The organism is Rivibacter subsaxonicus, assembly GCF_004217215.1.
Classification (GTDB): Bacteria; Pseudomonadota; Gammaproteobacteria; order Burkholderiales; family Burkholderiaceae_C; genus Rivibacter; species Rivibacter subsaxonicus.
In genome coordinates, this window is the sequence record NZ_SHKP01000005.1 from 550,599 (window position 1) to 575,705 (window position 25,107).

The window sequence follows — 25,107 nt, forward strand, 5'->3', positions numbered from 1 at the left end:
CCATGTCCGCTGCCGCACTGCCCCTGCTGCGCTTCGAGTTCTTCTGTGCCACCGACACCGGCCGCTCGCGCAACAACAACGAAGACTCGGTCGCCGTCGACGAGACGGCGTTGCTCGCGGTGCTGGCCGATGGCATGGGCGGCTACAACGCCGGCGAGGTCGCCAGCGGCATGGCCACCTCCTTCATCAAGGCCGAACTCGGCCGCTGGCTGACCGAGGCCACCGCCCAGGCCACCGACGCCGACGTGCGTCGCGCGATGGACATCTGCGTGGAGAACGCCAATCGCGCGATCTTCAACGCCGCCAACTCCAATCCGCAGTACGCCGGCATGGGCACCACGCTGCTGCTCGCGGTGATGCGCGAAAGCCGGGTGCTGGTCGGCCACGTGGGCGACTCGCGCGTCTACCGCTGGCGCGACGACGAACTGGTGCAGATCACGCGCGACCACTCGCTGCTGCAGGAGCAGATCGACGCCGGCCTGCTGAGCCCCGAGCAGGCGGCGATGTCGCAGCACCGCAACCTGGTCACGCGCGCGGTCGGCGTCGAAGACACCGTGCTGCTCGAGACGCACCTGCACGAGATGCGCGGCGGCGACACCCTGTTGCTTTGCTCCGACGGTCTCTCGGACATGCTGAGCGACCCGCAGATGGCCCAGCTGTTGCTCGACCACGACGCTTTGCCCGAGGCAGCGCAGGCCCTCGTCGATGCGGCCAACGATGCGGGTGGGCGGGATAACATATCGGTGATCCTGGTGCGCGCCCACGCCAACTCGTCGTCGGCGCGTGGCTGGTGGCCCTTTCGTCGCTGAGGCGGTGCGAGGCGCCCGGTCGGTGCGGGCTTAGAACAGCAGAGACAACAGCAGAGGCAGGGACAGGCGCATGGGCAAGCTGGTCGTTTCACTCGACGGGGTCGTCATCAAGGAAGTCCAGATCACCAAGGACAAGACGACGCTCGGCCGCCGGCCCTACAACGACATCGTGATCGACAACCTCGCCGTCAGCGGCGAGCACGCCGTGCTGCAGATGGTGGGCGGCGATGTCTTCATCGAAGACATCAACAGCACCAACGGCACCTACATCAACGGCAAGGCGATCAAGAAGCAGCTGCTGCAGCACAACGACACGGTCGAGATCGGCAAGTACAAGATCAAGTACCTGACCGGCGAGCACACCGACTACGAGAAGACCATGATCATCAAGCCCGGCGCCTTCGGCACCGCGGCTGCTGCAGGGGCTCCGGCCTTTGCGAACACCAGCACCGGCGGGGCCTCCGGCTTCGGCAGCCTCGGCGGCGCGCCGAGCACGGCGGCGATCAAGGTGCTCAACGGCGCCGCGGCCGGGCGCGAAGTGGCGCTGACCAAGGTCGTCACCACCGTCGGCAAGCCCGGCGTGCAGGTCGCGTCGATCACCAAGCGCCCGGGCGGCTACGTCTTTGCCCACGTCGAAGGCAGCGCGCGGCCCACGGTCAACGGCAGCCCGGTGCAGGGCGAGCCGGTCTACCTCAAGAGCGGCGACGTGATCGAGCTGGCCGGCACCCAGATGCAGTTCGTGCAGGGCTGAGTGCCGCGGCTCCAAGCCCGCCTGCGCGGGCTTGGACGGCACGAAGGACGCGAGCTCTGCGAGCGGCATGAAGGCCGCTGAACGGCCGACGCCGTCGGTAGCACCTCACGAATCAACCCTCGGCTGCGGGGGCCAGCGTCGGCTATCCGCACACCGTGTGACAGACGGCACGCCGGCTCACGCTGAGCGCTGCCGCGCGGTGGCACCATGGGCGCAATGAGTTCCGCTCTCCGCATCCAGGTGCTTGGCTGCTCCGGCTCGATTGCCGCCGGCTGCCGCACCACCGCCTTCCTGCTCGACGAGCACACCCTGATCGACGCCGGCACCGGCGTCGGCGACCTGACGCTCGAGCAGATGGTGGCGATCGACGACATCCTCGTCTCGCACTCGCACCTCGACCACGTGCTCGCGATCCCGCTGCTGGCCGACTCGGTGATGCGTCGGCGCCTGCAGCAGCCCGAGCGCGGGCCGATCCGCGTGCATGCCCTGCCGGCCACGCTGCACGCGCTGCGCACGCACCTGTTCAACGGCGACCTGTGGCCCGACTTCACCGCGCTGCCGAGCCGCGACTGGCCGATCCTGAGCCTGCACGAAATCGCTGTCGGCCAGCGCCTGACGCTGGGCCGTGGCGAGCGTGCCCGCACGGTGCGCGTGCTGCCGGCGGCGCACACCGTGCCGGCGGTCGGCTTCGCGGTCGAGACGACCACGGGCCTCTGGGTCTACACCGGCGACACCGGCCCCAACCCTGCGCTATGGACGGCGCTGTCCGGCCAGCGCATCGCGCACCTGGTCATCGAGACCGCCTTTGCCGACGAGGAGCGTGCGCTCGCCGAAGTCTCGGGCCACCACGCGCCCGGCACGCTGGCCGCCGAACTGAAGCGCCTCGATGGCGCGGTGACCGTGCACATCACCCATCCCAAGCCGGGCGAGGCCGAGGCCGTGATCGCGCAGATCCACGCGGTCGAACGCAGGCATCACGTGGCACTGCTGCAAGCGGGGCAGGTGTTCAGCCTGTGAGTCCGCGCTCGCTCGAGCGGATTGCCCGGAAGAGGTCCGTCCGATGAAACAGACTCCTGCGTCCCCGCTCCTCGCCCGCGCCTTGCGCGCACTCGAAAATGCCCGCCGCATCGGCGGTGCCGTCCATGCCGACACGGTGCTGATCGACCTCGAGCGCAAGCTCGTGGCGGCGGCCTTTGGCAAGGCGGTCGCGGCGAGCGGGGCCGGCAAGGCGCGCGCCAGGCGCTGAACGCCCGACCCGCCGTGTCAGGCGCGCCGCCGCGGTGACGCTCGGCGCCACGGTGAGTGACCAAATGTGTCGCTGATGTTCCCGTCGGGCCCCGGCAGCGTGCAATAGCTCACGCCGCGTGCTGGCACGGCGCCTGCGCTTGAGCAGGCGGCAGTCCCGCCAGGTGCAGCACAGAGCAGAGCAACATGAAGACAACGCAGAAGGGATTCACCCTCATCGAGTTGATGATCGTCGTCGCGATCATCGGCATCCTGGCCTCGGTCGCCCTGCCGGCCTATCAGGACTACACGGTGCGCGCGCGCGTGTCGGAAGGCCTGGTCGTCGCCACGGCCGCCAAGCTCAACGTGTCGGAGGTGCTGTCCACGGGCAATCCCAACTCCGATGCGCTCGGCTATCGCCTGGGCTTCACGTCGCCGCTGGCTTCGCGCAATGTTGCTGCCATCGCCATCGCCCGGGCCACCGGCCAGGTCACCATCACGATGACTGCCAACGCGGGCAACGGCACGCTGACGCTGATGCCCTACACCGGCGCCGCCCTGCCCGGCACCGCCTTGCCGGTCGGCACCGCCGCGTTCACGCCGCCGACCGATTCGGCCAAGTGGCGCTGTTCGGCTGCGGGCGTCACGACGCTGGCCACCGGCCAGACTGTTGGCACCCTGCCCGCCCGCTTCGCGCCGGCCGAATGCAAGTAGGCAGTTCGCTGCACTGAACAAGGAAAGAGCGCTTCGGCGCTCTTTTTCGTTGGCGCTCAATCAAGGCGCGAGTGGTGCCGGCGGCCGACGCGAAGCGTCACACGCCCGGCAGGCCGGCAGGCCGGCACAGTCCAAAGTGACCAATCGTGTCGACTGAAACTCAGTGCCGGTGCCCGCGCCGTGTCAAAGCTCACGCCGGCCTGGTGGCATGGAGCCTGCGACTGAAGGACTGTCCATCCCGGCAACCGCTCACCACCAAATCCACAGGAGAGAGCCACATGAAGACCATGCAGAAGGGTTTCACCCTCATCGAACTGATGATCGTCGTCGCGATCATCGGCATCCTGGCCGCCGTCGCGCTGCCGGCTTACCAGGACTACACGGTGCGCGCTCGCGTGTCGGAAGGTCTGGTCGGTGCCTCGTCGGCCAAGATCAACGTGTCTGACGTGCTGGCCTCGGGCAACCCGACCGCTGACGCGCTGGGCTACAACATGGGCTGGACCTCGCCGACCGCTTCGCGCAACGTCACCAGCGTGGCCATTGCCGCGGCGACCGGTGAGATCACCGTCACCACGACCGCCAACGCCGGCAACGGTACCCTGCGCATCATGCCGTACACCGGCGCCGGCCTGCCCGGCACGGCCCTGCCGGTCGGCACCGCCACCTTCACGCCGCCGGCTGACTCGGCCAAGTGGCGCTGCGCCGCCGCCGGCGTCACGACGCTGGCTACCGGCCAAGCCGCTGGCACCCTGCCGGCCCGCTTCGCCCCGGCCGAGTGCAAGTAAGCAGTTCACTGCACCCGAGAAAGAAAGAGCGCTTCGGCGCTCTTTTTTTTGGCCACCAGCAACTGCGCGAGCGACGCTTCGCGTCACCTCCTTGTCAGTTTTGTGGGCCAGGCGGACGCAAAGTGACCAAAGCCGTCGATTGACAAAATGAGGTTACACGGGCGGTGTGGCAAAGCTCACACGCTGCCGCTGGCACGGTGCCTGCACGGGAACGTCCAACGGCACCGCTTGCCGTCTACCGCATTCACAGGAGAGAGCCACATGAAGACCATGCAGAAGGGTTTCACCCTCATCGAACTGATGATCGTTGTCGCGATCATCGGCATCCTGGCCGCCGTCGCGCTGCCGGCCTACCAGGACTACACGGTGCGCGCTCGCGTGTCGGAAGGTCTGGTCGGTGCCTCGTCGGCCAAGATCAACGTGTCTGACGTGCTGGCCTCGGGCAACCCGACCGCCGATGCGCTGGGCTACAACATGGGCTGGACCTCGCCGACCGCTTCGCGCAACGTCACCAGCGTGACCATTGCCGCGGCGACCGGTGAGATCACCGTGACCACGACCGCCAACGCCGGCAACGGTACGCTGAGCATCATGCCGTACACCGGCGCCGGCCTGCCCGGCACGGCCCTGCCGGTCGGCACCGCCACCTTCACGCCGCCGGCTGACTCGGCCAAGTGGCGTTGCGCCGCCGCCGGCGTCACGACGCTGGCCGTCGGCCAAGCCGCTGGCAGCCTGCCGGCCCGCTTCGCGCCGGCCGAGTGCAAGTAAGCAGTTCACTGCACCCAAGAAAGAAAGAGCGCTTCGGCGCTCTTTTTTTTGGCCCGCGCAGCTCCGCGCGGGCATCGGGCCGTGAGCGCTCGGCGACACTTCGCCGCTCCGGCTTCGAAGCCTCACCTTGCATTCACGCTCGTTGATGAACGTCGACCTGCTGGCGGCGCTCGTGGTTGCCGTGCCGCTGCTGCTCGCACCGGCCTCGGTGCCCGACGCCGTCTTCTTCAACCAGGTCGCCGCGCTTGGCCTGTGGGGCCTTTGGTGCGCATACGCCGCGCCGCGTGGCGCGCCGGCCGGCTGGCCGTTGCGCTGCGCGCTGGGCGCGCTGCTGCTCCTTGCCGCCTCGGCACTGGTGCCGCGCATCCTGGCCGGACGCTCGCCGACCGATGGCCTGCTCCTGCTGGCCGCCTGCGTGGTGACGTTGACGGGCGCCCGTCAGGCGCACGACGCTGCCGCCTGGACCGCGTGGTCGCGCGGCTGGTGGATCGCCGGCCTGGGTTGCGTGCTGGTGGCACTGGTGCAGTACTTCGCGCCCTCGCTCGCCGATGGCTGGCTGATCGCCGCCAACAGCTCGCCCGGCCGTGCGGTCGGCAACATGCGCCAGCCCAACCACCTCTCGACCGCACTGCTGTGCGCCACGGTGATGACGGCCTCGCTGTGGCAGGCCGGGCGGCTGCGAGCGGGCTGGGGCGGCGGCTCGATCGCGCTGATGGTGTTTGCGCTGGCGCTCACGGCCTCGCGTACCGGCATGCTCTCGCTGGCCCTGCTGGTGGCGTGGGCGGCGCTCGACCGCACGCTGCCGCGCGCCCTGCGGCGCACGCTGGCCGCGACGCCGCTGATCTACGCCGCGTCCTGGGGCGTGACCGCGCTCTATGCGGAGTGGCGCCACGCGGCCTTCTTCGGCGCCGAGCGGCTGGCGCAGCAGGGCGGCGACATCAGCAGCTCGCGCGTCGCGATCTGGAAGAACACGCTGGAGCTGATCGCCCAGCAGCCGTGGGCCGGTGTCGGTTATGGCAACTTCAACATCGCGTGGACGCTGACGCCCTTTCCCGACCGCCCGATCGCCTTCTTCGACCACACCCACAACGCGCCGCTGCAACTGGCGGTGGAGATCGGCGTTCCGGCCACGCTGCTGGTGCTGTGCCTGCTCGGCGCGGCGCTGTGGGGGGCGCGCGACGCGCTCGATCGAGCGATGCCGGCCGCCACCGGCAGCGCGGCAGCGGCGGCGCCGACCTACCCCGGCCGCGCCGCGCTGGCGATGCTGGCGGTTCTCGCTGCGCACAGCCTGCTCGAGTACCCGCTCTGGTACGCCTATTTCCTGTTGCCCGCGGCCTGGGCCTTTGGCGTGGTGCTCGGCCTGGGCGCGAACGAGCCCCGCGAGCCTCCGTTGTTGCCGCACGCTCGCAGTCTGGCGCTGCGCCTGGCCGGTGTGCTGATGGTGGCCGGCGCGCTCTACGCTGTCTGGGATCACGCGCGAGTCGCGGCCATCTTTGCGCCCGGCCCCGGCGCCGGGTCGCTGCGGGAGCGCATCGAGCAGGGCCGGCGCAGCCCGCTGTTCGGCCACCACGCCGACTACGCGGCGGTGACCACCGAGCCGCGCGACCCGAGCCCGGCCACCTTCGACCGCCCGCTGCACCAGCTGGTGGATGTGCGCCTGCTTCAGGCCTACGCCGAGGCGCTGCACGCCGCCGGCCGCGAAGCCGAGGCGCTCTACGCCGCGCAGCGCCTGCGCGAGTTCAGGCGGGCCGATGCGCAGGAATGGTTTGCCGGCTGCGGCGACGCGGAGCCGGGCTGGCAGTGCGAGACGAGGCCGGTCGAGGGGCTGGACTGGCGGGCGATGGAGGCGCAGGCCGCTGCGCGGTGAAGGCAGTCACCAGCGTCACGCGGCCGGCAGCAACGCCTCGACCTGCTTGGTGAGAGGCCCTACTTGCTGTTCGACCTTGGCCCAGATCAGCGCGTGATCGAGATCGCGGTACCGATGAATGACCACGTTTCTAAAGTCGACCACCCGCGGCAGTTCGGCAATGCTTGAGGCAGTTGCAGGGTCGAGCCGCCGAAGCTGGGCGAATGCCTCTCCGATGATCTCGAACTGGCGCTCGATGGCCGACCGAAGCATTTCGTCCTCAAGATATGCGGCGAAGTCCTTGCCGAGGGTGAATCGCTGAATGCGGCGCAGCGCTTCGCGGGCATCCCACAGCAGCTTCGGTGCATCAGCGTGCATAGAGGTTGCGACGCTCTTGATCCACACGCGCCCGAAAGTACGGATTCTCCAGACTCCGTTCGGTAACGAGGTCCACCTCGCGCCCGAACAACCGCTCGAGCGCCTCCTTGAGTTCGAAGTAGCTGTTGGAATAAGACACGGGCTCGCGGTCATCGAGCGTGACCACGAAATCAAGGTCGCTCGTCGAGGGGTCGAAATCCTCACGGGCCGCCGAGCCAAATACATCGAGCCGACGGACGCCATGGCGCCGACACAGTTCGGCAACCCGCTTGCGCTGACGTTCGAGTTCCGCGTACATGATCAAAGCAGTCTATCGAAGCGGCCCTGCGCGCCAAATCCCCGACTTGCCGCCGCGCTTCTCGAGCAACCGCACGCCCTCGATCACCATGCCGCGGTCGGCGGCCTTGCACATGTCGTAGACGGTGAGCAGCGCGACCTGCACCGCGGTCAGCGCCTCCATCTCGACGCCGGTGGCACCGACGGTTTCGGCGGTCACCTCGCAGCGCAGCGTGGCTGCGGCCTCGTCGAGCGAGAAGTCGGCCGCCACCCGCGTCAGCGGCAAAGGATGGCACAGCGGGATCAGCTCGGCACAGCGCTTGGCGCCCTGGATCGCGGCGATGCGGGCAATGCCGATCACGTCGCCCTTCTTCGCCTGGCCCTGCGCGATCAGCGCCAGCGTGGCCGGCTGCATGCGGATGAAGCCCTCGGCCACCGCCACGCGGTGCGTGGCCGGCTTGGCCGAGACATCGACCATGTGGGCCTGGCCGTGGGCGTCGAAGTGGGTCAGCACGGGGCTGGGTTGGGGCGAATCGGGCATGGCAGCAATATCCGGAAACAAGCGCGCTGGCATGATAGGCGCCGTCGTCGTGGAACCCGGCGCGAGGCCGGGACTCCACCACTCATTGGCGTCGGCGCGCGGCAGCGCCGTCGCCGCTCGTCACCCACCAGAACATCGCCGCGCGCGAGAGCCTCGTTGGCCGCCCATGGACCAAGCCCTTTCCCCCGTTCCCGAGACCATCCCCCCTTCCAGCCGCGGCTTCGATGCCCGCAGTCGCCTGCGCGCCGCGCTGATCCATCTGAGCCTGTCGGTACTGGTGGCGTCGCTGGCTGGCGCGCTGGTCTTCGGCGTCTGGTACCCGTCGCCGTACCGCGAAATCTCCGGCGGCCGCGAACTCTTCACGCTGCTGATCAGCGTCGATATCGTGCTCGGTCCGCTGCTGACCTTTGCCGTGTTCAACCGCCGCAAGCCGCGGCGCGAGCTGGTGCGCGACCTGTCGATCATCGTTGTGCTGCAGCTCGCCGCGCTCGGCTACGGCATCTGGACCACCGCCCAGGCGCGGCCGGCGGTGCTGGCGATCGAGGGCCAGCGGCTGGTGACGGTGCGGCCCGCCGACCTGGCGCCCGAAGAGCTGGCTCGCGCGCCCGAGGGTCTGCGCTCGCTGCCCTGGTTCGGCATGCTGCACGTGGGTACCGAGCGGCCTGCCGGCGAGGACACGCTGACGGCGGTCAAGTTGGCGCTCGACGGCAAGGACTACGGGCAGCGGCCGGAGGCCTGGCGGCCGGAGGCGGTATTCCGCCAGCAGGTTGCCGAGCGCGCCGCGCCGCTCGCCGAGCTGCAGAAGCACTACCCCGAGCGCCGCGCCGAACTCGACGCCGCAGTGGCCGCCACCGGCCGCAGCGCCGAGCAGCTTGGCTACCTGCCGTTGCGGGCGCGCCAGACCAGCTGGGTCGCGTTGATCGACAAGCAGACCGGCGAGATCGCGGGCTATGCCCCCTTCGATGGATTCTTCTGAGCGGTCGGCGCCGCGGCGCGCCACGCGCCTGCAGCGCGCGCTAGCCAGCCTGGTCGCGGCCAGTCTGCTGCTCGGCATGCCGGGCGCCGCGGTGCAGGCGCAGGCGCCGGCGCGCACGGTCAATGTTGCCGCCAACCAGCTTCCAGCCCTCGGCGACAGCGCCTCCGAGGATGTCTCGCTGAGCCTCGAGCGCAAGGTCGGCGACCGCATCATGCGCGAGATCTGGCGCGACCCCGACTACCTCGACGACCCGGTGCTGCAGGAGTACCTGCAGGGCATGTGGCAGCAGCTATTCGACAGTGCGCGCGCGCGGGGCGACATCAGTCCCGACATCGACGATCGTTTCGCGTGGACGCCGTTCCTGGTGCGCGACAAGTCGGTCAACGCCTTCGCGCTGCCCGGCGGCTATGTCGGCGTGCACCTCGGGCTGATCGCGATGACCACCTCGCCCGACGAGCTGGCCTCGGTGCTGGCGCACGAGATGTCGCACGTGACGCAGCGCCACATCGCGCGCGGCGTCGGCGCCAGCAAGACCTCCTCGCTGATCGCGCTGGCCGGGCTGATCCTCGGCGTGATCGCGGCCAGCCGCAACCCGGACGTTGCCGGCGCGCTGATCACCGGCGGCCAGGCCGCCTCGGCCCAGGGCCAGCTCAACTATTCGCGCGACATGGAGCGCGAGGCAGACCGCGTCGGCTACGGCGTGCTGACCGGCGCCGGCTACTCGCCCTCGGGCATGGCGGCGATGTTCGAGAAGATGCAGCTCGCCTCGCGCCTCAACGACAACCAGGGCTTCCCGTACCTGCGCACACACCCGCTGACGACCGAGCGCATCGGCGAGGCGCGCACGCGCCTCGGCGTCGACCTCGGTGCCTACCGGCCGCCGCCGCGTCCGCTGCTGCATGCGGCGATGCAGGCGCGCGCGCGGGTGCTGGCCGATGCGCGCAGCGGCTATCTGCAGAAGCTGCAGGACTACGACAGCGCGGCGTCGCAGATCGCCTCGCCGACCAGCGCCGACAAGCTCGGCGCTGCCTATGCCGGTGCGATGGCGTCGATCCTGCTCAAGGACGCGGCGCGGGCCGAGGCCGCCGTCGCCGTCGCGCGGCCGCTGGCGGCCGGCGACGCGGGTGCCAAGCGCGCGGTCGACCTGCTCGCCGCCGAGGCCGCGCTGCTGCGGGGCGACGCCAGCGGCCTGGCGCGTTCCGCCGAGTACCTCGAAGCCGCCGGCCGGTCCCAGGGCGGGCGCGAATCGCGCGCGGTGCTGATGCTTTCCGCCCAGCGGGCCCTGGCGTCCGGCGCGCCGACCAGCGCGCAGAAGGCGGCGAGTGACCAGTTGCAGACCTGGGTCGCGCTGCACCCGAACGACGCGCTGGCCTGGCAGCAGCTGAGCCAGCTCTGGCAGCGCCAGGGCGAGAAGCTGCGTTCGGTGCGTGCCGAGGCCGAGTCGCGCGCCGCGATCGGCGACATCACCGGCGCGATCGATCGCCTGCGCTCGGGCCAGAAGCTGGCGCGCGGGCCGGCCGCGGGCGACTTCATCGAGGCTTCGGTGATCGATGCCCGGCTGCGCCAGCTGCGTGCGCAGCGCCGCACCGAATGGGAAGAGGACTATCAGGCGGGCGCGCGGCGCATTCCGCCCGACGACCTGTGCTCCGACCTGCCGCCGCCGCGCGAGGGTGCACCGGTGACGCCGGGATGCCAGTGGGGCCGGTAGCCGCGCCAGCGCAAGCCTGAACGCCTGCGGGCGTGATCGTCAGCCTCGCTTGTCGGTCGCCGCCAGCAGGTGGTTGATCACAAGGCTCAACGCGCTGTAGATCAGCGAGCCGACCAGCGCGGCCCAGAAGCTGGTGGTCTCGAAGCCGTCGAGCATCTTGCCGGCCCAGTAGAACATCAGCGCGTTGATCACGAACAGGAACAGCCCGAGCGTGACCAGCGTGATCGGCAGCGTCAGCAGCACGAAGATCGGCCGCACGACCGCGTTGAGCAGGCCGAGCACCAGCGCCGCGATCAGCGCGGCGGTGTAGCTCGTGACCTGCACGCCGCTGTAGAGCTTGGCCACCAGCAGCAGTGCGCCGGCGAGCAGCGCCCATCGAAGAAGTGTTTTCAGCATGGCGCGCAGCATAAGGCGCGTCCGCGGGGCCGCGCCAGGTGCGAACGCGGCAAGTCCCCAAGACTCCAGAGCCTTTGCCGTGTCGGCGACAATCGCGGCGTCGAAAGGGGAGTAGCACGCCACGCCCGTGGCCGCGGCCCCCCGTCAGTACGGAGTGCAGCGCCCGCTGCGCTCCCGGGACCGCAAGAAGCCACTCCTCCCGGAGCCGGCCTCCTCGCAAGACCTTTCGGCGCCTCGTTGCCTTCTCAACCTCTCCCTCACGGAGTGAGCATGAACACGATTGCGCCGGATTGGCTCTGGTATTTCTTTGTCGCGTCGGTCCTGGCCGCGCTTTTCGTCGACTTCGTCGTGCTGCGCAAGCAGGGTGCGCGCGAGGTCAGCACCGGCGCGGCCATCCGCTGGTCGCTGGTCTGGGTCGCGCTCAGCCTGGCCTTCAATGTGCTGTTCTGGTGGGCAGTGAAGGACAGCACCGGCGACGTGCAGCTCGCCAACACCAAGGCGCTCGAGTTCCTGACCGGCTACCTGATCGAGAAATCGCTGGCGGTCGACAACATCTTCGTCTTCCTGATGATCTTCACGTACTTCGCGGTGCCGCCGGCGCACCAGAAGCGCGTGCTGATGATCGGCATCATCGGCGCGATCGTGCTGCGCACCGGCATGATCCTGCTCGGCGGCTGGCTGATCGCGCAGTTCCACTGGGTGCTCTACCTGTTCGGCGCCTTCCTGCTCGCCACCGGCCTCAAGATGTGGTGGGCGGCCGGCAAGGAGCCTGATCTCGAGAGCAACCCGGCGCTGCGGCTGCTGCGCCGGGTGCTGCCGGTGAGCCGCGATTTCGACGGCGAGAAGTTCTTCACCGTGCAGAACGGGCGCCGCATCGCCACCCCGCTGCTGATGGTGGTGGCGCTGGTCGGCATCACCGACGTGATCTTCGCGGTCGACTCGATCCCGGCGATCTTCGCGATCACCGACGATCCCTTCATCGTGCTGACCAGCAACATCTTCGCGATCCTCGGCCTGCGCGCGATGTACTTCCTGCTGGCCGCGATGGCCGCTAAGTTCCACCTCCTGAGCTACGGGCTGGCGGTGATCCTGGTGTTCATCGGCAGCAAGATGCTGCTGATCGACCTGGTCAAGATCCCGGTGCTGCTCTCGCTCGGCGTGGTGGTTGCGATCCTTGCGATCACGATGATCTGGAGCGTGCGGACCGCGCCGCGCCTCAAGGCAACGCCGGGCTGAGCCAGGCGAAGTCGCCAAACGCAAAGGGCTGCCCGCGGGCAGCCCTTTCTCAATGGCGCGGGCGCGTTCTCAGATCACGCTCAGCCGCACGTCGATGTTGCCGCGCGTGGCGTTCGAGTATGGGCAGACCTGGTGCGCCGCCGCCACCAGCGCCTCGGCCTCGGCCCTGGCCATGCCGGGAACGTGGACCGCTAGATCGACCTCGATGCCGAAGCCCTGCGGGATCTGGCCGATGCCGACCTTGCTGTCGATGCGCGTGTCGGGCGGCAGCACGACCTTCTTCTGGCCGGCGATGAAGCGCATCGCGCCGATGAAGCAGGCGGCGTAGCCGGCCGCGAACAGCTGCTCGGGGTTGGTGCCTTCGCCGCCGGCGCCGCCCATTTCCCTGGGCACGGTCAGCTTGATGTCCAGGTGCTTGTCGGAGCTGACGGCGCGCCCGTCACGGCCGCCGGTGGCGGTGGCTTCGGCGCGGTAGAGGACTTTCTCGATCGACATGGTGCTTTCCTTCAGGGGGATGGGTGCGAGCGCGGTGCCCGCGGGTGGAACCTGGGTAGATATGGAGATCGGAAGCGTCAGCCGGCCGTCGCGGCGGCATCGGCCGGCGTGGCCTCGTCGTTGGCCGCGAGTTGCAGCCGCAAGTGGTGCAGGGTCGCGGTGAGCGCCCGCAGTTCATCGAGCGCGCAACCGGTGGAGGCCGCCATCTGGGCCGGCACGCCCTGCGCGCGACGCCGCAGCATGCGGCCGGCGCCGGTGAGCCGCACCTGCACGCGGCGCTCGTCGTCGGTGGCGCGCAGGCGCTGTAGCAGTTGTTGCGCCTCGAGCCGCTTGAGCAGCGGCGTCAGCGTGCCCGAATCGAGCCCGAGCCGGGCGCCGAGCGCCGACACGTTGGGGCCGTCCTCCTCCCACAGCGCCAGCATCACCAGGTACTGCGGATAGGTCAGGCCGAGCGGCTCGAGCAGCGGCCGGTAGCGCTTGGTCATCGCGAGCGAGGCGCCGTAGAGCGCGAAGCAGAGCTGCGCGTCGAGCGTCAGGGCGGCGACGGCGCTGCGCGCGGCGGGCTTCGTGGCGGCGCCCTGGCGGCTGCGGGAACGGGTTGGTGAGCTCATGGCCGGCATGGTAAATCGCCGGCGCAATTTAGATTGCACGCAATTGAATTGCCTACAATGATGAAAGGGACATCGCGCGACGGGCAGTGCAAACCCGCGCGGTTGATGCCTTGCCGCCACGTTTGCGGTCGCGAAGCCGCATGAATGCGCGTTTTCCCAGAGGAGAAAGCTTCTTTTTTGCTATGGCGCGCAGTACCATTCGCGCCGCAGGGTCGTAGAGAGAACGAAAGCTCATGCGGCTGTCGCCCGTGACCCGGCACATCAGTCAAATCATTGATGGAGAGAGTTCACATGGCAACTGCGAAGAAGGTGGCCCCGGCCAAGAAACCGGCGGCGAAGAAGGCGGCTCCGGCCAAGAAGGCGGCGCCTGCCAAGAAGGCAGCCCCGGCGAAGAAGCCGGCGGCGAAGAAGGCGGCTCCGGCCAAGAAGGCCGCGCCCGCCAAGAAGGCGGCGGTGAAGAAGGCTCCGGCCAAGAAGCGCACGCCGAACGCGGCCTTCATGAAGGCCCTGACCCCGAGCGCCACGTTGGCGGCGGTGATCGGCTCCGCGCCGATGCCGCGTACCGAGGTGACGAAGAAGGTCTGGGACTACATCAAGAAGAACAAGCTTCAGGACAGCGTCAACAAGCGCATGATCAATGCGGACGCCAAGCTGAAGGAGATCTTCAAGAAGGCCCAGGTCTCGATGTTCGAGATGACCAAGCTGATCAGCGCTCACCTCAAGTGAGATGCGGCGTCCCTCGCGGACGCTGTTCAGGAAGGCCCGGCTTGCCGGGCCTTTTCTTTTGTACGTCATGGTTGCCCGCGCAAGATGGGCAGGCGCCGGGCCGCCCCAGGCCCGGCCTGGCCCCCTCGGAGCGGCAAGCGTGGGGGTCTACGTCAAGCCGAACAGCGACTGCGCATTGCCCCAGGCGATGCGCTGCGCCTGCTCCGGCGGCAGCGCGCCGAGCCAGGTCCGGGCCTCCTGCATCAGCGACTCGTAGCTGTCCCAGCGCGCATTGACCCAGGTGTCGGAGCCGACCAGGAAGCGCTGCGAATGGCCCTGGAACAGCGCCCGCCACTCGGGCGCCGGCTGGCCAGCGGCGTCGGTGAGGCCAGGCCGGTAGCTCAGCTCGCCGAGCAGTGTCGGGTGGCGCTCGAGCAGCGCGCGCACGCGTGCCACCGGCACGCCGCCGATGCCGGTGTGGGCCCAGATCAGGCGCGCGCGCGGGCCGTGCGCCATCAGCTTCTCGATCGCGACGTCGTCGCAATGGGCCAGCACCGCGAGGCCGCGCTCCTGCGCCAGCGCCATCAGCGTGCGCGGCGTCGGGTGGTCGGCGAAGGCGCTCTCGTAGAGATGGAACTCGCCAAGGCCGCGGTAGGGGCCGGCCGCGGTACCGCGCTCCAGTTCGCTCTCGACCATCGCCACGATCGACCGATCCTGGTGCCAGCTCGCGTAGTCGGCGCGGTTGCGATACAGGCGAATGAAGGGCACCAGCTGCACGCCGGCTGCGGCGCGCGCCTCGCGCGCGGCCGCCAGCGCCAGCGTGCCGTCGTTGGGCCGGCTGTTGGCCAGCGCGCCACGCACGCCGGACCGCTTGAGGCGCGCCAGCACCTCCGGCAGCGGATAGGGCTGTTGCGCCTCGTCGTTGTAGTGCAGGTGGGCATCGAAGATCGGGCCGCGCCACGGCTCCGATGCGGCCTGCGCCGGGCGACCCAGCGCCAGCGCCGCGGCGCCGCACAGGCCACGGCGAAGCAGCGTGCGGCGGGCGATCACGGCTTGCCTTGCGTCAGCCGGCGCTGCAGAAAGTCGAGCCGGTCCTGGCCCCAGAAGATCTCGCCGTCGACGACGTAGCTCGGCACGCCGAAGACGCCGGCGTCGATCGCGGCCTGGGTGTCGGCCTCGTAGCGCTCGTGCACCGCCTGGCTGTGCGAGTCGGCCAGGCGCCGCGCCGGCAGCTCGCGCTCGGCCAGCAGCGCGGCCAGCGTCTCCTCGCCCGAAATGTTGCGTTCCTCGACCCAGACCGCGCGCTGGATCGCATCGGCGATGCGCATCGCCGCCTCGCTGCCGTCGTGCAGGTCGACCGCGATGATCAGCCGCGCCGCATCGTCGCCGGAGACCGGAAAGTACTTCGGTTGCACGTTGATCGGCGTGTGCAGGTACTCGGCATAGCGCTTGATCTCGAGCAGCCGGTAGGCCTGGCGCTGCGGCGCGCGGCGTGCCAGCGGCAGCCCGCCGGAGACCGGGAACACGGCGCCGAGATCGACCGGCAGCACCCGGATCGTCGCCCCCGCCTTGCGCGCGATGTCCCAGAAGCGCAGGTGGCCGAGGTAGACCCAGGGCGAAGCGGGCGCCAGGTAGTAGTCGATGGTGATGGCCAAGCTGCGACTCCGGTTGCGGGCTCGCGGCAGTCTACGGCGCCACCGGCTTCAGCGTGCGGCGCGGGTGCGCGGTGCCAGCGCCTCGAGTGCCGCCTGCGCGATCGCGCGCAGACGTGCGCCGAGCTCGAGGTCGGCCTCGGCTCCGTCGACGTCCGCGCTCGGTGCGAAGTCGCGCATCAGCGTGAAGCGATGCTCGAGGCTGTCGAGCTCGACCGGCGACGGCCAGCGCACCAGCGCGCGCCTGAGCAGCGGCACCACTTCGTCGAAGGGCTGCAGTGAGATCGAACGGTCGAGCGTGCGCGCCAGCAGCGTGGTGGCGGCGACCATCTCCATGCGGTTGGTGTGATGCCAGAAGGTCGCGGCGCTGTCGCCGCTGCCGAGTTCGTCGAGCAATGCGCCCGCCTCTCGCAGCCAGGCCTGGACGTCGCCGGGCAGCGCGAAGTTCGGCGTCGCGGCGGCGTCGGCGATGGCTTGCGCGTCGTCCTCGACCCCGAAGGCCAGTGCATCGATCGCGATCGCGGGGTCGTCGTCGGCCAGCGTCGCGAGCGCCGCCGCCAGCAGCGCGTTGGACAGCGCGAAGCTGCGTCGTTGCGCATCTTCGTGGCGCAGAACCTTTTGCCGATAGCCCAGGGCGAACAGACGCGCGGCCCACTGCAGCTCGGCGGCCGCCTTCTCGCCGAGCAACTTGGCGGCCTCCGATTCGCCGCGCAGCTTGGCAGCCGCCTTCTTGCCGCGCAGCGCGGCGGCGTCGCCGCGCAGCACGAGGCCGCCTTCCAAGCAGCGGCGCTCCGAGCCCGAGGTCGAGCGCCCCTGGTCCTCGTCGCTCAGCGGCCATTGCAGATCGCGGTCGCCGGCGATGCTGTCGAGCTTGCGGATGATGCCCTCGGCCGCGGTGCGCGCGGCCGGGGCGTCCTCGCCGCCGGCGCGCGCCATCGCGTTGACCAGCAGCTCGAGCTGGCCGATCTGCACCTGCGAGTAGGCACGCCGGGCGCCAAGCTGGAACCAGCGCGCCGCCTGCTTGTGGTCGCCGAGTTCGCGATAGGCCTGGCCGAGCGCGGCGCGCACGCGCGAGCGGTCGAGCCAGCTCTTGCGCTGCTCGTCGGCGCCGATCTGCGCCAGCAACTCGTCGAGCTGGGCCAGCAGCACCGCGGCCGGCTTGTCGCCCGCCACCGAGGTGACCTGCAGGATGCGGTCGGCGAACTCGCTGGAGGTCATGCACAGGTGGGCGTCGCGCAGGCGCGATGTGCGCCCCGGCACCTCCGCCACGCGCTCGGTCTGCACGTTCATGGTCCAGGCCGGATCGCCGTAGCACTGGTAGGCGCCCCAGGTGTTGCTCTGCATGCCGGTCAGCGTGTGGACCGTCTCGCGCGCGGCGCGCACGGCGTCACCGAAGGGCGTGCCCTCGAGCAGCTGGCGGTAGAAGTTCTGCGCGAACAGCAGCGCCGCGCCGTCCTCGACCTGCCAGCCGGCAGCGACCACCGCGCGTGCGCCCATCTTGATGAAGGCCAGCGCCAGGCTCGAGGCCAGCTTCGGGTAGCTGCGACCGGCGACGACCGCCTCGCTGTCGCCGTCGCGGCCCGAGTAGCAGCAGTTGATGAACACCACCTCGGGCACCGGGTTGAGCTGCTCGACGTCGGCCGCGGTCAGCACCTGCTGGTCGCTGAGCACCATGCCGGTCTTGCTGAGCGCGCGCGCGTCGCTGCCCTCGCCGCTGCGGCCGACCCACTGGTCGACCACGCCGTGGCCGCACAGGTGGATCAGCCGATAGGGCTTCTCGAGCAGCGCGAAGCGCACCTGCTCGAAGGTGGTCGCGGCGCCCAGCAGCACCGTCTGGCGCCAGGCGCGCTGGTCCTCGGCCAGCATGTCGCGCACCGCCTCGGCCTCGAGTTGCGCCCCGGGCAGCTCGCTGAAGCGCAGCGGCTTGGCCATGGCGTCGACCCAGCCGGCGGTGCTCGGCGCGCCGACGATCAGCGCGTCGAAGTCGGCAGGCGCCTGCGGAATGCGACGGAAGTCGGCGGCGGTGCGCTGGCGCACCATGCCCGCGTGCACGGCAAAGGGCCGCGGCCGGTCGCCGTCCTCGCGTCCGCGCAGCGGCGGGCTGAGCAGCTCCCACGGATAGCGCGCGGTGCGGTCGTTGACCACCAGCACCGTGTTGTCGAGGTTGGCTAGGCGCTCCTTGAGCTCGATCGGCAGCAGCATCTGGAACAGCACCCCGCCCAGGCGCGGATCGGCCGGATCGGAGATGCGGTCGCCGGCCTGCGCCTTGCCGTCGCAGATGCGGTCGACGAAGCGGGTCAGGCTGTCGACGTCGGACTGGACGCGCGTGGCTTCGACCCGCGCGCGTTCGCCGATCAGCTCGAAGCTCAGGCCGCCGAGCGCCTCCTGCTTGATGACGAGGCGCTGCCAGATCGAGTCGCGCCGCGCCGGGCGGTAGCCGCGCAGGCTGCCGTCGCGCTCCTCCAGCAGTTCGGGCGACCAGCGCAGCCGCTCCTGCCACTCGGGGCGCTTGAGCAGGCGCCGCAGCTCGTAGGCGGCATCGAGCGCGGTGGTCTCCTCCATCTCGATGATCTCGATCTCGCGGATGCGCACGCCCTCGGCGCGCGCGCGAAAGCGACCCTGCAGCAGTTGCGCGGCGCGCCAGGCGCCGTAGAGCAGGCCGCCGAGGCTGTCGCGCACCGTGACCGCCTGCACATGGGTGCCGACCAGCACCGCCGACAGCCGCAGGTCGACCGGCCCGCGCTCGGCGACGAAGGGATCGCGGTTCACATGCTCGAAGGCAAAGCGCAGCACGCCGCGGGTGACGGTGTCGGCCAGCGCGCCGGGCGTGAGTTCGCCGACCTGACCGAGGCCGAGCACGACCGCGCCCGGATAGTCGGGCTCGTGGGCGTCGCGCACCGGCGGGCGCAGGTAGTGGCCGGTGCGGCTGGCGCCGGCGAACAGGCCGAGGTCGATCGCCAGCTGCAGCTGGCCGTCGAGCTTCTCGTCGACCCGCTTGGCCGCGCCCGACAGCGACTCCTCCTGGTAGTGGCCGACCAGCAGCGGGAAGCGCGCGTAGTCGAGCCCGGCGTGCACCACGCGTACCTGGATCGGATCGAGCGCCGGGCGCTCGCTGTCGCGGCGGCCGAGGTCGCGGCCGAAGAACAGCGCCTGCAGCGCGGCATCGCTCTCCGGCAGCAGCGCCGGCCGCGGCGCGCGCCAGACCCGGCCGGCCGTGTCGGCACCGCGCTTGGCCGGCCGCTGTTGCGGCAGGCGCTGGGTGCGGCCGACGCGCAGCAACTCGAAGTAGGCGGCAAAGCTCGGCTTGTGGTCGGCTAGCGTGCCGTGCTCGCAGGGCGCGTACCAGGTGCGCTCGGGCCGCAGCGTCGAACTCCACGGCACCGTGCCGTCGCCGGCGAACTCGGTGACGAACTCGACGCCGGGTCCGGGCGTGCCGCTGGACTCGCTGCTCTGGCTGATCCACGGGCTGGCGGCCGGCTGCATCCGCACCACGGTGTTGCCGCAGCCGGCGACGTAGAGCACGCTGGGGTCGTCGCAGAGGGCTTCGTAGGTGGGCGCGAAGGCGCGCATGAACTTCGCCACGTTCTCGAGCGCGTCGACCGCCGGTGGCGTGGTGGTGCCGTCGGTGGCCTGCACCTTCTGCCAGCTGGTGGCGACGAAGAGATCGCCGAAGGCCGGGTCCTGGGCCTGCGGCAGCATGGCGATCAGGCCTTCGTAGCGGGCGCCGTAGCGCGCGAGATCGTCATCGCCGACCTTGCGCGCGGCCTTGGCCAGCGTCGAGGCCAGGCCATGCTGGCGCAGCAGCAGTTGGGCCGGCGAGTAGGAGCCCTTGTTCGGCGTGCCGAGCATCACCAGGCGGCTGCCGCGCGCCTTGAGCTGCGGCCAGAGCTTCTTGCCGGCGTCGGTGTTGAACAGCGCCTGGCGCGCCACCAGGCCACCCATTGAATGCACCAGCAGGTGAACCGGCAGCTGGTGCGCGCGCGCCCACTGGTCGATGTTGTGCAGCAGGCCGAGCAGGCGCTCGCCGCTGTCCGGGATCGGCAGCCGCCAGTCGAAGGCGAAGGCGAGCACGTTGAACTGGTCCTGCGCCGCCGCGAGCAGGTTCTCGTAGCTCAGCGCCATCAGGCCGGTGGCCTGAAGCTGGCGCGACGAGGCGAGGTCGAGCGCGGTGAGATCGCCGCCGAGCATGCCGCCCATCGACAGCCAGACCGGCGACTTGCCCGGGTCGCCGAGTTCGCTGCCCATGATGCCGGGCAGCACCAGCAGCACCGGCTTGCGCTCGGCGCCCGGCGCGACGAAATGCGCCGGCGGTGATGTGGCATCGAAGTCGGCCGCCGCGGTGCAGGCCAGGCTGCGGCTGAGCGGGTCGGACTTGAACAGTTGCAGGAAGCCGCGCGTGCGGGCCTCGTCCTTGTCGATCGGCACGAAGCCGTCGTCGCGTCCGGCCAGTGCCGTCATCAGCGCGGTGCGGGTCAGGCTCCTGGTCTCGAAGTAGCCGAAGTGCGTGACCGAGGCGCCCGCCACGCGCAGGCTCAGCGCCGGATCGGCGCGCAGCAGGCCGCCGAACATCGAGCGCGTGTGGACCACGAAGTCGTGGTCGTGCAGGCCGAAGAAGACGTCGCCGAGCATGCTCAGCACGCCGCCCCAGCCCTTGTCCTCGGTGTCGCCGGCGATCACGCGCAGCACGTCGGTGGCGCGGCCGTGGCGCGGGTCGCCCGCGCTGCCGCTGGCCTGCGCCAGTGCGCGGCAGCGGTCGAGCGCGCGCGTCAGTGGCGAGCCGGGAATCATCGCCTCCAGCCCGGGCAGCGTGGCGGCGTCGGCGCGCTCGGCCACCAGCGCCTTGACGAGGCCGGCAAAGTTGTCGAACCAGAAAGTGCCGAGGCCGCCCAGCGCGAGCTGGATCGAACGCAGCATCAGCGACAGGTAGAGGTCGGTGCGGCGATCGGCCAGCAGCGTGCCGCGCGCCGGGCAGGCCACGCGCACGAAGCGGCCCGGCGTCAGCTGCATCTTCTTCAGCGCCGCGACCAGCTCGTCGACCCGATCCAGGTCGGGATGCTCGGCGTAGGCATCGACCAGCAGTTGCCCGATCTCGGCCCCGGCGCCGCCGCCGAGCGCGCCGCGCAGGCTCAGCAACTCGCCGACCAGGCCACCGCGCGAATGCGAGACCACGTCGAGCGCCACGCCCGCCGGCAGCGCGTCGGCCAGCGCCGCGCTCAGCTCGATGACGTTGTCGAGCGGGCTGCGCGTCAGGCTGCGGTGCTCCCAGGCGAGGATCGCGCCATGGGTGGCGGCGAGCTGCTTCCAGTCGGCCGGTCGGCGCCGCTCGATGCGCTGGCGCGCGGCGGGGTCGGCGTCGAGCTCTTGCGCTTCGAGTTCGTCGTCGCGCTCCTCGGTTTCGTTCCCGGCCGGCGCCGCCGCCCAGAGCTTGCCGAAGCTGCCTTCGGTGCTCGAGGCGGTGCCGTGCAGGAACAGCAGCGCGCGCTGCGGCGCCGTCGGTGACAGCGCCGGCGTGCCCTCGGCCAGCGGCCGCCAGCCGAGTTCGCTCCAGCACAGCAGGCAGCCGCCGTTGTCGCCGACGCCGTCGTCGAGCGTGGCGTGCTCGTAGGCCGCGCACAGCTTGGCCGCCAGCGTGGCCTCGAGCTTGCCCGGCTTCTTGCCGCCGCCGATGCCACCGATCCAGCGCTTGACGAAGCCGCCGAGCGAGATCGCGGTGTCGTAGATCTTGTCGAGCGTGGTCGGCTCGGTCAGCTCGCTGATCGTGTAGCGGTCGATCGGCGTGCGTTCGCCCTCGCCGCCGCGGCTGACCTGACCCTCGTGCGCGATCTCGAAGGGCAGCACCACGCGTGCCGCGGTGTTGCCGTCGCCGGAACGCGTGGCCTGCAACTGGCCGTGGCGCCGCGCGTAGTCGACCGGGTCGGTGTAGAAGACCGAGCCATCGGCGAACTGCACCGCGAGTACCTTGCGCGCACCTTGCAGGTCCTCGGGGCTGAAGCTGGTGGCGGCGCCGCCATCGCCGCGGCTGGCACGCTTGACGACCACCGTGTCGCGCTGGCGATCACGGGCCCAGAGTTCGAACGGCGTCGGCTCCGGCTTCTGCGGCCGCGGTGCATTCATGCGCGTCTCCTCGATGCGCTCTGGCTGGCGCACCGAGACCCGATGTAGCCGTGCCGTCGCGGGGCGTCAATCCTGCGCCCCGAGCGGCGGGCAGCGAGTTCAGCTCGCCAGCAACGGCCGCAGGTAATGCCCGGTGTGGCTGGCCGGATCGGCCGCGATGTCTTCCGGCGTGCCGACCGCTACCACCATGCCGCCGCCGGCGCCGCCTTCGGGGCCCATGTCGATCAGCCAGTCGGCGGTCTTGATGACGTCGAGGTTGTGCTCGATGACGACGATGGTGTTGCCGGCGTCGCGCAGTTGGTGGAGCACGCGCAGCAGCAGCTGGATGTCGGCGAAGTGCAGGCCGGTGGTGGGCTCGTCGAGGATGTAGAGGGTGCGGCCGGTGTCGCGCTTGCTCAGTTCGAGCGCGAGCTTGACGCGCTGCGCCTCGCCGCCGCTGAGCGTGGTGGCACTCTGGCCGAGCGTGATGTAGCCCAGGCCGACGTCGAGCAGGGTCTGCAGCTTGCGCGCCAGCGTGGGCACCGCGCTGAAGAAGGCGGTCGCGTCCTCGACCGTCATGTCGAGCACGCTGGAAATGCTGCGGCCCTTGTAGAGGATCTCGAGCGTCTCGCGGTTGTAGCGCTTGCCGTGGCAGACGTCGCAGGGAACGTAGACGTCGGGCAGGAAGTGCATCTCGACCTTCAGCACGCCGTCGCCCTGGCAGGCCTCGCAACGGCCGCCGGCGACGTTGAAGGAAAAGCGTCCCGGGCCGTAGCCGCGCTCGCGCGCCGTCGGCACCTCGGCAAAGAGCTCGCGGATCGGCGTGAACAGGCCGGTGTAGGTCGCCGGGTTGCTGCGCGGCGTGCGCCCGATCGGGCTCTGGTCGACGTTGATGACCTTGTCGAAATGCTCGAGGCCTTCGATGCTGTCGTGCGGCGCCGGCTCGGCGTGGCTCTGGTAGAGCTTCTTGGCGACCGCGGTGTAGAGCGTGTCGTTGACCAGCGTGCTCTTGCCCGAGCCCGAGACGCCGGTCACGCAGGTGAACAGCCCGACCGGGATCTCGACGCTGACGCCCTTGAGGTTGTTGCCGCTGGCGTTGACGATCTGCAGGCTGCGCGGGTCGGTCTGGGTCGCCAGGCTGTTGCGCACCCGCGGCACCGCGATGCCGAGCCGGCGCGAGAGGTAGGCGCCGGTCAGGCTGTCCTCGCTGGCAGCGACCTCGTCGAAGCTGCCCTGCGCGATGACGCGGCCGCCGTGCACGCCGGCGCCGGGGCCCATGTCGATCACGTGGTCGGCGGCGCGGATCATGTCTTCGTCGTGCTCGACCACCAGCACGCTGTTGCCGAGGTCGCGCAGGTGGCGCAGGGTGCCGATCAGGCGATCGTTGTCGCGCTGGTGCAGGCCGATGCTGGGCTCGTCGAGAACGTACATCACGCCGGTCAGGCCACTGCCGATCTGGCTGGCCAGGCGGATGCGCTGCGCCTCGCCGCCGCTGAGCGTGTCGGCGCTGCGGTCGAGGCTCAGGTAGCTCAGGCCGACGTCGTTGAGGAAGGACAGCCGCGACGCGATCTCGCGCGCCACCTTGTCGGCGATCTCGGCCTTGGCGCCTTCGAGCTTGAGGCTCTTGAAGTAGTCGAGCGCCTCGCGCAGCGTGGCGTGCGAGATCGCGTAGATCGGCCGCGCCTCGCCGGTCACCGCATCGACCAGCTTGACGTTGCGCGCCTCGCGCCGCAGCCGGGTGCCGCTGCAGTCGGGGCAGGGTTTGTTGGCCTGGTAGCGCGCCAGGTCCTCGCGCACCGCGACCGAGTCGGTCTCGCGCCAGCGCCGCTCGTAGTTCGGGATGATCCCTTCGAAGGCATGCCAGCGCTTGACGCTGCGCTTCTTGCCCGAGGCGCCCTCGGCGCTGTAGATGAACGCGATCTCGACGCTGCCCGAGCCATGCAGCAGCACCTGCTGGTGCTCCGCGCTCAGTTGCTCGAAGGGCGCGTCGATGTCGAAGCCGTAGTGCTTGGCCACGCTTTCGAGCATCGAGAAGGTGTAGGCGTTGCGCCGGTCCCAGCCCTTGACGGCGCCGCTGGCCAGGCTCAGCGAGGGGAAGGCGACGACCCGCTCGGGGTCGAAGGCGGTGACCTCGCCGAGGCCGTCGCAGCTGGTGCAGGCGCCGACCGGCGAGTTGAACGAGAACAGCCGCGGCTCGAGCTCGGCGATCGAGTAGCTGCAGATGGCGCAGGCGAACTTGCTCGAGAACAGCTGCTCGCGGCCGCGTGCCAGCGGCGCGCCGTCTTCGGCGTCGGCGGGCGGGAGTTCCCAGGCGATCGCGCGGCCGTCGGCGATGCGTAGCGCAGCCTCGAAGCTCTCGGCCAGGCGCTGCTTGGCGTCGGCGCGCACCTTGAGCCGGTCGATGACGACGTCGATGTCGTGCTTCTCGGCCTTCTTCAGCTTGGGCAGCTCGGCCGCCTCGACCACCTCGCCGCCGACCCGGAAACGCACGTAGCCGCGCGCCTGCATGTCCTCGAACAGCTCGACGAACTCGCCCTTGCGATCGCGCACCACCGGCGCCAGGATCATCAGCCGGGTGTCCTCGGGCAGCGCCAGCACCGCGTCGACCATCTGGCTCACGCTCGAGGCGCTGAGCGGGATGTGGTGGTCGGGGCAGAACGGCGTGCCGGCGCGCGCGTAGAGCAGGCGCAGGTAGTCGTGGATCTCGGTGACGGTGCCGACCGTCGAGCGCGGGTTGTGGCTGGTGGCCTTCTGCTCGATGCTGATCGCCGGCGACAGGCCCTCGATCAGGTCGACGTCGGGCTTGTCCATCAGCTGCAGGAACTGGCGCGCGTAGGCCGACAGGCTCTCGACGTAGCGCCGCTGGCCCTCGGCATACAGCGTGTCGAAGGCCAGGCTCGACTTGCCCGAGCCCGACAGGCCGGTGATCACCACCAGCGAGTGCTTCGGGATGTCGAGGTCGATGTTCTTGAGGTTGTGGGTGCGCGCGCCGCGCACCCGGATCTGCGGGGCCTCGCCGCTGCGGGCACCGGCGGGGCGCACCGGGACGTCTTCGGTGGCGGGCGGAGGGGTGCGGCGGTCCATGGTGTTTCTTGGGGCGGCCGGGCGCGGAGCGCGGCGCAAGGGCAACCGGTCATCATAAC

The 25,107-nt window shown here is 70.3% G+C and carries 22 protein-coding genes; 12 read left to right on the forward strand and 10 right to left on the reverse strand.

Annotated features, from left to right (window positions below; translation table 11 throughout):
- Positions 1–2 precede the first annotated feature (2 nt).
- The 8 genes from EV670_RS08515 to EV670_RS08550 all read left to right on the forward strand — a co-directional run bounded on the left by EV670_RS08515 (position 3) and on the right by EV670_RS08550 (position 6,918).
- Positions 3–809 carry a Stp1/IreP family PP2C-type Ser/Thr phosphatase gene (locus EV670_RS08515; protein ID WP_242616883.1) on the forward strand — a complete coding sequence of 269 codons (807 nt, stop codon included), beginning with the start codon at positions 3–5 and terminating at the stop codon, positions 807–809.
- 70 nt (positions 810–879) lie between these two features.
- Positions 880–1,560 carry an FHA domain-containing protein gene (locus tag EV670_RS08520; protein ID WP_130431409.1) on the forward strand — a complete coding sequence of 227 codons (681 nt, stop codon included), beginning with the start codon at positions 880–882 and terminating at the stop codon, positions 1,558–1,560.
- A 216-nt stretch (positions 1,561–1,776) separates the two neighbouring features.
- Positions 1,777–2,577: an MBL fold metallo-hydrolase gene (locus EV670_RS08525; protein ID WP_130431410.1), complete on the forward strand. Its 801-nt coding sequence runs from the start codon at positions 1,777–1,779 to the stop codon at positions 2,575–2,577.
- A gap of 43 nt (positions 2,578–2,620) precedes the next feature.
- Positions 2,621–2,806 carry a hypothetical protein gene (locus EV670_RS08530; protein ID WP_130431411.1) on the forward strand — a complete coding sequence of 62 codons (186 nt, stop codon included), beginning with the start codon at positions 2,621–2,623 and terminating at the stop codon, positions 2,804–2,806.
- Between the two features lie 185 nt (positions 2,807–2,991).
- Positions 2,992–3,498 (forward strand): pilin, encoded by a 507-nt coding sequence (locus EV670_RS08535; protein ID WP_130431412.1) that lies wholly within the window; start codon positions 2,992–2,994, stop codon positions 3,496–3,498.
- A gap of 278 nt (positions 3,499–3,776) precedes the next feature.
- The gene (locus tag EV670_RS08540; protein WP_130431413.1) at positions 3,777–4,283 is read left to right on the forward strand and encodes a pilin; all 507 of its coding nucleotides are present in this window, start codon (positions 3,777–3,779) and stop codon (positions 4,281–4,283) included.
- Between the two features lie 261 nt (positions 4,284–4,544).
- Positions 4,545–5,051, forward strand: a complete 507-nt coding sequence (locus EV670_RS08545) for a pilin (protein WP_130431414.1) — start codon at positions 4,545–4,547, stop codon at positions 5,049–5,051.
- A gap of 145 nt (positions 5,052–5,196) precedes the next feature.
- Positions 5,197–6,918, forward strand: coding sequence for a PglL family O-oligosaccharyltransferase (locus EV670_RS08550; RefSeq protein ID WP_130431415.1), 1,722 nt, complete (start codon positions 5,197–5,199; stop codon positions 6,916–6,918).
- Between the two features lie 15 nt (positions 6,919–6,933).
- Here the strand turns inward: EV670_RS08550 and EV670_RS08555 are convergent, their stop codons facing one another.
- From EV670_RS08555 to moaC, 3 genes are read right to left on the reverse strand one after another with little or no spacing between them, the layout of a single operon-like run.
- On the reverse strand, positions 6,934–7,302 hold the full coding sequence (locus EV670_RS08555; RefSeq protein WP_207225030.1) for a HepT-like ribonuclease domain-containing protein: 369 nt from the start codon (positions 7,300–7,302) through the stop codon (positions 6,934–6,936).
- Positions 7,265–7,573: a nucleotidyltransferase family protein gene (locus tag EV670_RS08560; protein WP_130431417.1), complete on the reverse strand. Its 309-nt coding sequence runs from the start codon at positions 7,571–7,573 to the stop codon at positions 7,265–7,267. The genes EV670_RS08555 and EV670_RS08560 overlap by 38 nt, the downstream gene beginning before the upstream one ends.
- Before the next feature lie 12 nt (positions 7,574–7,585).
- The gene (gene moaC / locus EV670_RS08565) at positions 7,586–8,092 is read right to left on the reverse strand and encodes a cyclic pyranopterin monophosphate synthase MoaC (RefSeq protein WP_130431418.1); all 507 of its coding nucleotides are present in this window, start codon (positions 8,090–8,092) and stop codon (positions 7,586–7,588) included.
- A gap of 166 nt (positions 8,093–8,258) precedes the next feature.
- Here moaC and tfpZ point away from each other — a divergent pair, with 166 nt between their 5' ends.
- Both tfpZ and EV670_RS08575 read left to right on the forward strand, forming a co-directional pair.
- A complete protein-coding gene (tfpZ, locus tag EV670_RS08570; RefSeq protein WP_130431419.1) occupies positions 8,259–9,068 on the forward strand; it encodes a TfpX/TfpZ family type IV pilin accessory protein in 810 nt (269 codons plus the stop codon).
- Entirely contained in the window at positions 9,055–10,776 is a 1,722-nt protein-coding gene (locus tag EV670_RS08575) for a M48 family metalloprotease (RefSeq protein ID WP_130431420.1), read from the forward strand. The genes tfpZ and EV670_RS08575 overlap by 14 nt, the downstream gene beginning before the upstream one ends.
- Before the next feature lie 39 nt (positions 10,777–10,815).
- Here EV670_RS08575 and EV670_RS08580 read toward each other — a convergent pair whose 3' ends face one another.
- The gene (locus EV670_RS08580; protein ID WP_130431705.1) at positions 10,816–11,169 is read right to left on the reverse strand and encodes a phage holin family protein; all 354 of its coding nucleotides are present in this window, start codon (positions 11,167–11,169) and stop codon (positions 10,816–10,818) included.
- Positions 11,170–11,442: 273 nt separating this feature from the next.
- Here EV670_RS08580 and EV670_RS08585 point away from each other — a divergent pair, with 273 nt between their 5' ends.
- Entirely contained in the window at positions 11,443–12,408 is a 966-nt protein-coding gene (locus EV670_RS08585) for a TerC family protein (protein WP_130431421.1), read from the forward strand.
- A 69-nt stretch (positions 12,409–12,477) separates the two neighbouring features.
- On the opposite strand, the gene EV670_RS08590 is transcribed toward EV670_RS08585, so the two are convergent.
- Positions 12,478–12,903: an organic hydroperoxide resistance protein gene (locus tag EV670_RS08590; RefSeq protein WP_130431422.1), complete on the reverse strand. Its 426-nt coding sequence runs from the start codon at positions 12,901–12,903 to the stop codon at positions 12,478–12,480.
- A 77-nt stretch (positions 12,904–12,980) separates the two neighbouring features.
- The gene (locus tag EV670_RS08595) at positions 12,981–13,514 is read right to left on the reverse strand and encodes a MarR family winged helix-turn-helix transcriptional regulator (protein ID WP_130431423.1); all 534 of its coding nucleotides are present in this window, start codon (positions 13,512–13,514) and stop codon (positions 12,981–12,983) included.
- A gap of 291 nt (positions 13,515–13,805) precedes the next feature.
- Between EV670_RS08595 and EV670_RS08600 the strand changes: the two genes are divergently transcribed.
- Positions 13,806–14,240: an SWIB/MDM2 domain-containing protein gene (locus EV670_RS08600; RefSeq protein ID WP_130431424.1), complete on the forward strand. Its 435-nt coding sequence runs from the start codon at positions 13,806–13,808 to the stop codon at positions 14,238–14,240.
- Between the two features lie 147 nt (positions 14,241–14,387).
- On the opposite strand, the gene EV670_RS08605 is transcribed toward EV670_RS08600, so the two are convergent.
- From EV670_RS08605 to uvrA, 4 genes are all read right to left on the reverse strand, one after another.
- Positions 14,388–15,266, reverse strand: coding sequence for an amidohydrolase family protein (locus EV670_RS08605; protein WP_423213576.1), 879 nt, complete (start codon positions 15,264–15,266; stop codon positions 14,388–14,390).
- Positions 15,266–15,874: a 2-hydroxychromene-2-carboxylate isomerase gene (locus EV670_RS08610; RefSeq protein ID WP_130431426.1), complete on the reverse strand. Its 609-nt coding sequence runs from the start codon at positions 15,872–15,874 to the stop codon at positions 15,266–15,268. Before EV670_RS08610 ends, EV670_RS08605 begins: the two co-directional genes overlap by 1 nt.
- A 48-nt stretch (positions 15,875–15,922) precedes the next feature.
- A complete protein-coding gene (locus EV670_RS08615; protein WP_130431427.1) occupies positions 15,923–21,985 on the reverse strand; it encodes a CHAT domain-containing protein in 6,063 nt (2,020 codons plus the stop codon).
- 99 nt (positions 21,986–22,084) lie between these two features.
- Positions 22,085–25,048, reverse strand: coding sequence for an excinuclease ABC subunit UvrA (gene uvrA / locus EV670_RS08620; RefSeq protein ID WP_130431428.1), 2,964 nt, complete (start codon positions 25,046–25,048; stop codon positions 22,085–22,087).
- Positions 25,049–25,107: the final 59 nt, after the last annotated feature.

Excerpts from the sequence above, each read along its gene's own strand:
- EV670_RS08515 (WP_242616883.1), top strand. The coding sequence starts at position 3 with ATGTCCGCTGCCGCACTGCCCCTGCTGCGCTTCGAGTTCTTCTGTGCC.
- EV670_RS08520 (WP_130431409.1), top strand. The coding sequence starts at position 880 with ATGGGCAAGCTGGTCGTTTCACTCGACGGGGTCGTCATCAAGGAAGTC.
- EV670_RS08525 (WP_130431410.1), top strand. The coding sequence starts at position 1,777 with ATGAGTTCCGCTCTCCGCATCCAGGTGCTTGGCTGCTCCGGCTCGATT.
- EV670_RS08530 (WP_130431411.1), top strand. The coding sequence starts at position 2,621 with ATGAAACAGACTCCTGCGTCCCCGCTCCTCGCCCGCGCCTTGCGCGCA.
- EV670_RS08535 (WP_130431412.1), top strand. The coding sequence starts at position 2,992 with ATGAAGACAACGCAGAAGGGATTCACCCTCATCGAGTTGATGATCGTC.
- EV670_RS08540 (WP_130431413.1), top strand. The coding sequence starts at position 3,777 with ATGAAGACCATGCAGAAGGGTTTCACCCTCATCGAACTGATGATCGTC.
- EV670_RS08545 (WP_130431414.1), top strand. The coding sequence starts at position 4,545 with ATGAAGACCATGCAGAAGGGTTTCACCCTCATCGAACTGATGATCGTT.
- EV670_RS08550 (WP_130431415.1), top strand. The coding sequence starts at position 5,197 with ATGAACGTCGACCTGCTGGCGGCGCTCGTGGTTGCCGTGCCGCTGCTG.
- EV670_RS08560 (WP_130431417.1), bottom strand. The coding sequence starts at position 7,573 with ATGTACGCGGAACTCGAACGTCAGCGCAAGCGGGTTGCCGAACTGTGT.
- moaC (WP_130431418.1), bottom strand. The coding sequence starts at position 8,092 with ATGCCCGATTCGCCCCAACCCAGCCCCGTGCTGACCCACTTCGACGCC.
- tfpZ (WP_130431419.1), top strand. The coding sequence starts at position 8,259 with ATGGACCAAGCCCTTTCCCCCGTTCCCGAGACCATCCCCCCTTCCAGC.
- EV670_RS08575 (WP_130431420.1), top strand. The coding sequence starts at position 9,055 with ATGGATTCTTCTGAGCGGTCGGCGCCGCGGCGCGCCACGCGCCTGCAG.
- EV670_RS08585 (WP_130431421.1), top strand. The coding sequence starts at position 11,443 with ATGAACACGATTGCGCCGGATTGGCTCTGGTATTTCTTTGTCGCGTCG.
- EV670_RS08590 (WP_130431422.1), bottom strand. The coding sequence starts at position 12,903 with ATGTCGATCGAGAAAGTCCTCTACCGCGCCGAAGCCACCGCCACCGGC.
- EV670_RS08595 (WP_130431423.1), bottom strand. The coding sequence starts at position 13,514 with ATGAGCTCACCAACCCGTTCCCGCAGCCGCCAGGGCGCCGCCACGAAG.
- EV670_RS08600 (WP_130431424.1), top strand. The coding sequence starts at position 13,806 with ATGGCAACTGCGAAGAAGGTGGCCCCGGCCAAGAAACCGGCGGCGAAG.
- EV670_RS08615 (WP_130431427.1), bottom strand. The coding sequence starts at position 21,985 with ATGAATGCACCGCGGCCGCAGAAGCCGGAGCCGACGCCGTTCGAACTC.
- uvrA (WP_130431428.1), bottom strand. The coding sequence starts at position 25,048 with ATGGACCGCCGCACCCCTCCGCCCGCCACCGAAGACGTCCCGGTGCGC.